Consider the following 7,519-nt stretch of genomic DNA (forward strand, 5'->3'; position numbering starts at 1 on the left):
CGACGACGACGATCGGGAGCTGGAAGCCAAGCCCGAACGCGAGCGCCATGTCGACGGCGAAGGAGAAATACTCCCGAGCCGTGATGATGGGCGTGAGCGCATCCGTCTGCAAACCCATGAGCCACTGCACCGCGAGCGGCAACACGATGCTCCACGCGAGCACCACGCCGGCCGCGAACAGGACGAGCGATCCGCCAACCACCCAGCGAATCGCTCGCCGCTCCTGCGTGGTCATCGCCGGACGGACGAACCGCCAGGCCTGGTGCACCAACATCGGAAGCGCGGCGACGATACCAAACGCGATCGACGTATGCATCGCGATGTCGAACGGATCGGTCGGATGAGTGAACGCGAGCTTGTGACTCGGCAAATACGGCCGAATTGGAAGCTCGAGCGCGCGGATCACCGGAAACGTGAAGACGACGAACAGCGCCACGGCCGTCGCCACTCCAACCGCTCCCAACGCCCAGAAGATCCGCCGCCGCAGCTCTTCCAGGTGATCCACCATCGGCATGACCGATGGTGCGACGTGACGGGGGGACATCAGCCGTTGAGGCGGCGCAACGCTTGTCCGTCGCGGACCGGCGCGTTGAGGGCGGCGCCGGCGGACTCGACGCCCGAGTCGCGCACGAGCGCCGGCTCTGCCGGCTCGTCGAGTCCCGCGAGACTCCCCTTGAACTCGCGAATGCCCTTGCCGAGCGAGCGGCCGATCTCCGGAATCCGCTTGGCGCCGAACAGCAAGAGAAACATCACGAGCAACATTACCAACTTGTCGAACCCAATTTCTCCAAACATGGCTTGATCCCCGGTGGAAGGACGTCGGAATGGCGGGCGCGGGCTGCGCGCGCTCCAGGGAATACATCCACCGACGACGATTTATTCCCGGCCATACTCGGGAATGAATCACTCGACATCCGAGTCATGTGGAGTGGGCCGGCGTGCGCGCGCTGTGCGAAGGAGAGGCGCGAACGACGGGTAGACGCCGGTGGTCGTCTACGGTACCAGTCGACGTGGGCTGCTACTCCCGTCATGCCGCCGCACCCAAACGTCTGGAGAAGCTCACAGTGTTCCGTCGCATTATCGCTCCCCTCACGATGGCATCGATCGTCGCCGGCTGCAGCGCGTCGACGAATCCGTACGCGTCATCGACCACCGACCCCGGGAACACGCTCCCGCCCCCAGTCTCGGCCGCGCAGGTGAACGCCACCCCGTCGATCGCTTTCACACCGCCGACGATCGCCCTCAACGTCGGGGGAACGGTCACTTTCGCTTTCGGCAGCGTGGCCCACAACGTTTTTTTCGACAATGATCCCACTGGCGCACCTGCCACCATCGACGGCGCCAACGCGAATACCTCGGTGCAGCGCACGTTTCCGGTTGCGGGATTCTACAAGTATTACTGCCACATTCACCCCGGCATGAGCGGGATGATCGTCGTCGGTGGCGGCGGAAACACGGCAGACGGCGAGTCGACCGGATCCGGCGGCTACAATCGGCTCCGGTGATCGAGCACGTCGCCGCGGGTCCGCGCGCGCGGAACCAAGGCGCACAGTCGGGATCGCGTCGTTCGGGTCGCTGATTGGGCGTGGCCGGTTCTAACGGCGCACGTTGATGCTCTCACGCCGGGCGAACGACTGTTTCGAGGGCTCGACCGTTGGCAGGCTGGCGCTGCAAGCCACGAAGCGATGAGTGAGACCGCTGAGAGCGCATCGCGGCACAGCTGGATGCGGCGCGCGAGAAACTCGTGGGGGTCCACGGCGTTCATGGCGAACGCAGAGCCGACACCGGATCTGTGCTCGCGGCTTTCCACGCCGGAAAGGTTGACGCCAACGTGGCTACCACGAGGAGGACGCCGCCGACGACCACGAAGACGACTGGATCTCTCGCCGACACGTTGAACAAGAGCGGCGCGATGCGGCCGCCTGCGGCCAACGCGACGATGCCGCCGAGCGCGAGCCCCACCGCTGCGGCGCGCACGCTTTCGAGCAGAACGCCGCGCACAAGCCGACCCGTGCCGGAGCCGATCGCGAGCCGCACGCCAAACTCGTGCTTCCGCTGCTCTGTGCTGAATGCGACGGCGCTGTACAGTCCGATCGCGGCCACCATCAGCGCGACCACGCCGAACAATCCAAACATCGCCGCGCCGAGCCGCCACGGGCGGATCTGTGGGTCGACGCGTTCCTGCATCCACCTGACCTCGACGCGATTCGCGGCAGGGACGATCGTCGCGACCGTACGGCGCAGAGTCTCCTCGAACGATCGCGCCTCACCATGCGGGCGCACGAGGAGCGCGGTCCCTCTGATGCTGGACTCCTGCCCAAACGGGATGTAGTACTGCATGGCCGCGGGCTCTCGAATCCCGTACCGCCGCGCATCGCGCGCCACACCGACGACTACCGAGCACGACTTGCTGTCGACGATGAGGCACTTCCCCAGCGGATCCTCGTTCGGCCAGATGAGCGACGCCATCGTCTGGTTCACGATGGCGACACGCTCGCTTTGTGGCCCGTCGCCAGCGCCGAACGCTCGGCCGCGCACGATCGACGTACCCACCGTCGTGAAATAGTCGGTGCCGACAGCGCTCACATACGGGCCGCCTCCCGGTGCGCTCGGCAGCGAGTCACGCCCCGGCACTCGTACGTCGACGCCGAATCCCGCGCCGAACGGCGAGCCGATCGCGAGCGCGGCATCGTCCACGCCCGGTGTTCGCGCGAGGCGATCGCGCAACTCGCGCCAGTCGTTGGCATGCCGTGCCATCTCCTCGAGCGCGGCGTCCGCGCCGGCATTTGCGGCGGCCGGCCATCCGACGTAGGTAACGAGTACTCGGCCGGGTTCCACGCCGAGGTCGAGGTGCCGCACGTTAATCAGCGAACGAATGAACAGTCCCGCTCCCACGAGTAACGTGACCGAGAACGCGGTCTGCGTGGTGAGCAGCATCCGCCGCATTCGCGTTGCGCCCTTGGCGTGTTGCATGGTGCCGCGTAGCGCGGCCGCCAGGTCCGTGCCCAGAATCTGCGCGATCGGCGCCAGGCCGATGAGCGCCCCGACGACCAACGCGAGTCCGCCCGCAACGAGCAGCATGCGCCGGCTGACCGGCGGCGTCGCCCAAGCAATCCCCGGCAAGAGAACACGGCGCATGGTCTCTCCCCCGGCGTAGCCGAGCGCCACCCCCGACACCGCACCACCCGCGGCGCACGCCAGGCCTTCGAGCATCAGCAGGCGGGCGAGCCGTGTTCGGCTGATCCCCAGCGCGAGCCGAACGGCGGTCTCGTGCTGCCGTCGCATCGCCCGCACGACGAGCAGGCTCGCCGCATTCGACGCGGCGATCACGAGCACGAGAAGCGCGACGGCGCTCAGCCACCGCGCGACTGCCGCTTCGGGACGCTCTGTCCCCGCAGCGGTGAACGCGATGCTGCGCCCACTGACGTCGGCGACCTTCCACTCGTGGTCGGGACCCGCGTAGTTCGAGCGAAATACCGACGTGAGGTCGTCGTCGAGCTGCTTCGCCGAGACACCCGGCACGAGCCTGACGATCACGTTCAACCACTGCGCTTGCCAGGTCGTCGGCCAGTCCGTCCTCGGGTGAGCGCCTGCCGCCATCGGAATCCACAGGTCCACGGGACGAAGTTCCGCTCCGGTGAAGCCACTCGGTGTCACGCCGATGACGGTGAACGGCTTGTCGCCGACCACGATCGTCCGGCCGAGCGCCGAGTCCGAGCCGCCATACTCCCGCAGCCAGTATGCGTGGCCGAGCACGAGCACGTGCGCTCCATCCGGCGGGGCGTCCTCGGAAGCGGAGAAGAACCGCCCACGCGCCGGATGCACGCCGAGCAGCGGGAAGAAGTCGGCGGTCGCGGCCCCGACTTGCCCTTTCGTCGCTTCGACACCGCGTCCGATCCGCTCCTCGTTGACGCTGTACGCCGCCGCCTCGGTGACGGATCGCGCGTGATCTCGAAGCGTCGCATACGCGGCATATCCCAGGAAGCTGGTCGTGAATTCGCCGGAGGCCTTCGTCCGAACGTGTGCATAGACACGCCGGAGCGCGCCGGGGTCGCGCACGTGTTCCGGTCCGCGCAGGAGCAGTTGATCCACGACGCCGAACATGGTTGCCGCGGCGCCGATGCCGACCCCGAGCGTGAGCGCGGTCGTCAGCCATGCCGCCGGCGCTCGGCGCGCCGACCGAATGACGTACGCGACGTCGCCCCCGAGGTCCCGGAGCAATTCCATGCGCGAACGTCTCGCGGCACGCCGGCGGGTGGAGGACAACAGCTCGTCGCGAACGCGCCGCATGTCCCCGAACTCCTGTTCGGCGAGTCGGCGCGCCTCGTCGATGGACATTCCGCCGCGAACGAGATCGGCAATTCTCGACGCAATGTGGAAGTCGATTTCCTCGTCGACATCGCGTTGGGCGCTTCGCCCCACGCAGAAGGCACGTGGAAGCCGCACGGTTCACGCCTCCCGCGGCCGCGCGCGCATCACTCGGGCGACGGCGGCCACATAGTGGTTCCAGGTTTCGGTCTGTACGCGCAACTCCCGTCGCCCGGCCGTCGTGAGCCGGTAGATCTTGACGCGCCTGCCACCGTCGGACAGTCCCCATTCGGCCTCGACGCAGTCGCGTTCCTCCAGGCGGTGGAGCGACGTGTAGAGCGCACCGTCGATGATGCGGAAGGTCTGGTCGGAGCCCTGGTGAATGAACCGGGCGACAGCGTAGCCGTGCATCGGCCCCCAGGAGAGCGCGCGAAGCACGAGGATGTCGAGCGTGCCCTGCAGCAGATCGAGTTGGTCGGGGGACGGAGACATGCCTCCAATCTACCATCAACATTTGATACCATCAAGCGTTGATGGCACCCGCCTGGCCGCGATCGCCCTGACCGCATTGCGGCGCGTTAAGGCTTTGTTTGGGATCGGTGACGGGCGGATCGTCGGCGCTGTGCGCGTGCTGGTGGTGCTCATCGTGAACGTGCGAGTGGTCGTGCTCCATCAACGCGTGCTGCTGATGTCCTGCTGGCTCGCGTGGTCGATCGAGGCTCCGGCGTGGCGCTGGATCCCGTACGAGCTCGCCTTCCGCGCGGGCTTCTTCTGGATTCCGACCGAGGGCGCGCGTACTACGACCAAGGTCGGTGGAGCCGCGCCCGTGGGAGACGTTCGACACGATCCGCGGCTGGTCGACCCACTACGCCGAGCTGCCGATGAACTGATGTGAGCGGTTCGCGCGGTGGCTGGAGTGCATCGGCGCGGCGATCTTCGCCCGCCTCTTGGCGGCAATCCTTACCGCGTGAGCGCGAGCGATCCGACAACGTACGTCGCGGTGTCGCTGGGGTTGTCAGTGGTCGCGCTCACGGCGGCATCTGTGCCGTCGTGGCGGGGCGGCTAGAGTGGACCCGACGGTGGCGTTGCGTGAATAGCCGTCCCGACGGGCTCACTCCACGGCAGCATTTTCAATACGGTTCGCCATTCAGAAACCGTATGTAAGCCGCATCGTCGGGACGTCCACGTCGGCGCCGACCGTCGCCTGGCGCGCGCCGGCGCCGTTCGTTCCGCTCGAGGCACTCGCCGAAAAGTGGACGTGCATCGTTTCGAGCGAGCAGGTGATGCCGCCGGTCGCTGTAAAATTGGGACATGGCGCGCCGGCCGGCCCCGAAGCAAAGCTCGCCGAGCCGGAGTTGGCGAACCATTCCGTCACCACTCCGCCCGCGCCAACGGTGAGAAAGTAGGCGTGCGTCGCCACGCCGCCGATCGCCTCGCTCACTGACGCTGGCGCTGTCGCGCCGGCGGACGGAGCGTAGCCGCCCACCTCGACGATGCTCGTGAGATGCGATGGATCGTCCATCCCGACGACGTTCCACGTCGAAAATGAGCCGTTGCCCTGTGACACGACGCGATGGATGCCGACGAAGTAGAGCGGCGATGTCGTGACATCCGTCACGACGTCGAGGCGTTTCGCGACGATGCCCGCCGTCAGCACGAGCAGCGTCGAATCGACGAACGACTTGATATTCCCATTCGCAGGGTTCGCCTGCTCGATCACGCGGCCGGTGCTGTCGAGCGAACGCACCTGCGCGTCGGTCAGCGTGAGCTGATCGGGTCTCGGGGTCGGGTCGTTGGTGTCCGAGCCGCCACACGCCGAGGCCAGCAATGGGACGCACGCGGAGAGCAGCAGCGCCGTTCGAAAGAGATGACTGTGCATGAGCACCGAGCTCCGATTCAGAAGTGAGCGAGAGGCGTTTCTCCTGTCTTCGCTCAACCTCTGACCCCCACACTTCGGTCACGCTCATGCAACATTCGGCATGAGCGGCGCGGACTGTGGTGTGAATGGTTCGACGGTGCGGCTGAGCGGCTACAAGAGGCGCCACGATCCCGGTAGCGAGGGAACGAGGCGTAGTCCACGCACTGGTGTCGCCGGCGATCTCGCCGCGATCATGGCCGAAATCGTCGCACAATTGGCCGAAAACCTGCGCGCCGTTCGGTGTTACTGACGCCGGCGAGTTCTCAACTAGGCATCAGCACTCATTGCTTTCGCCCCTCGCTGGTCCCTTCGCGCAACGACGCTGGCGGAAAACCGGCGAAGATAGGCTTTTTGCGCCTCGACCGTTTCCTGCCCGCGGACGACCTCGCCGTTGTCTTACTCCGGAGCGGATCTCATGGGAAAGATCGGCACGCGCGGCACTTGATGGCATGCGGGGGATGCGCAGCGGATGGAGCGTGCCCTCCATCCGGAGTTGGCGGACGCACCCCAACGCGGCCATCGCCAAAGTCGTCGCCTCGGATTGGGTGGACTCCCTCGAGCTGGCGACATGGAACGGTCTGCGGGTCATCGTCAACGTGCTCTGGGAATGCAAACCAAGACCACATGACGATCCTGACCTGCAAGAAGCCCAATCAGAGCGCACCGCCGTCGATGAGCTTACAGGAGATCTCATCCCGGATGTGACGACGCTCGAAGAGTCCGCGGCGATTGTGCTGCTGCCGCAACGGTTCGCGGTGATCGTCACGGCGACCCTGGGCCTCCTTGGATTGCTACTGGCTGCGATCGGTCTCTATGGTGTCGTGTCGTTCACGACTGCACAGCGGACGCGCGAGGTCGGTGTCCGCGTGGCGCTCGGAGCCGTCCAGAACGACATAGTGAAACTCATCGTTCGAGACGGCATGGGCGTCGTCGGCATTGGGATCGCCATCGGACTCGTGGCGGCGCTCGCTGCAACGCGGATGCTGCGTCCGTTCCTCTTCGGGGTCGATCCGCTCGATGCCGTCACGTACGTCATCAGGGCAACGATTCTCGGCGGAACCGCCTTCATCGCCAGCCTCATTCCAGCGCGACGCGCAGCCTTAGCCGATCCGGTCATCGCTCTTCGACAATACTGAGTGCGGCCGCGATATTCGCCAAGTACGTGTTCGTTGATGCACGCTGGGACCATCAGCAACACAGGATGCGGCCACCCGGCGCGGAGCATGGACACATTCGCCTCATGGTGCTCGTCAACAATGGAGTCGGCAGCGACGGCGAGTACATGCAGGCGAT

General features: G+C 66.1%; 8 protein-coding genes. 3 read left to right on the forward strand and 5 right to left on the reverse strand.

Going from position 1 to position 7,519, the window contains the following annotated elements; all coding sequences use genetic code 11:
* On the reverse strand, positions 1-544 hold a 544-nt coding region (tatC, locus tag VGQ44_01550; protein HEV8445465.1), incomplete at its 3' end, for a twin-arginine translocase subunit TatC.
* On the reverse strand, positions 544-795 hold the full coding sequence (locus VGQ44_01555) for a twin-arginine translocase TatA/TatE family subunit (GenBank protein ID HEV8445466.1): 252 nt from the start codon (positions 793-795) through the stop codon (positions 544-546). The genes VGQ44_01555 and tatC, both read right to left, overlap by 1 nt.
* A gap of 269 nt (positions 796-1,064) precedes the next feature.
* On the opposite strand from VGQ44_01555, the gene VGQ44_01560 reads away from it, so the two are divergent.
* Positions 1,065-1,505, forward strand: coding sequence for a plastocyanin/azurin family copper-binding protein (locus VGQ44_01560; protein HEV8445467.1), 441 nt, complete (start codon positions 1,065-1,067; stop codon positions 1,503-1,505).
* Positions 1,506-1,761: 256 nt separating this feature from the next.
* Here the strand turns inward: VGQ44_01560 and VGQ44_01565 are convergent, their stop codons facing one another.
* Both VGQ44_01565 and VGQ44_01570 read right to left on the reverse strand, forming a co-directional pair.
* A complete protein-coding gene (locus VGQ44_01565; GenBank protein HEV8445468.1) occupies positions 1,762-4,446 on the reverse strand; it encodes an ADOP family duplicated permease in 2,685 nt (894 codons plus the stop codon).
* A gap of 3 nt (positions 4,447-4,449) precedes the next feature.
* A complete protein-coding gene (locus VGQ44_01570; protein HEV8445469.1) occupies positions 4,450-4,800 on the reverse strand; it encodes a PadR family transcriptional regulator in 351 nt (116 codons plus the stop codon).
* Between VGQ44_01570 and VGQ44_01575 the strand changes: the two genes are divergently transcribed.
* Positions 4,799-5,203: a hypothetical protein gene (locus VGQ44_01575; protein ID HEV8445470.1), complete on the forward strand. Its 405-nt coding sequence runs from the start codon at positions 4,799-4,801 to the stop codon at positions 5,201-5,203. The two genes, VGQ44_01570 and VGQ44_01575, sit on opposite strands and share 2 nt — an antisense overlap.
* Positions 5,204-5,455: 252 nt before the next feature.
* Here VGQ44_01575 and VGQ44_01580 read toward each other — a convergent pair whose 3' ends face one another.
* Positions 5,456-6,187, reverse strand: a complete 732-nt coding sequence (locus VGQ44_01580; GenBank protein ID HEV8445471.1) for a hypothetical protein — start codon at positions 6,185-6,187, stop codon at positions 5,456-5,458.
* 515 nt (positions 6,188-6,702) lie between these two features.
* Here VGQ44_01580 and VGQ44_01585 point away from each other — a divergent pair.
* On the forward strand, positions 6,703-7,362 hold the full coding sequence (locus VGQ44_01585; protein HEV8445472.1) for an FtsX-like permease family protein: 660 nt from the start codon (positions 6,703-6,705) through the stop codon (positions 7,360-7,362).
* The last annotated feature ends 157 nt before the right edge of the window (positions 7,363-7,519 follow it).

The organism is Gemmatimonadaceae bacterium (assembly GCA_036003045.1).
In the GTDB taxonomy this organism is placed as follows: Bacteria; Gemmatimonadota; Gemmatimonadetes; order Gemmatimonadales; family Gemmatimonadaceae; genus JAQBQB01.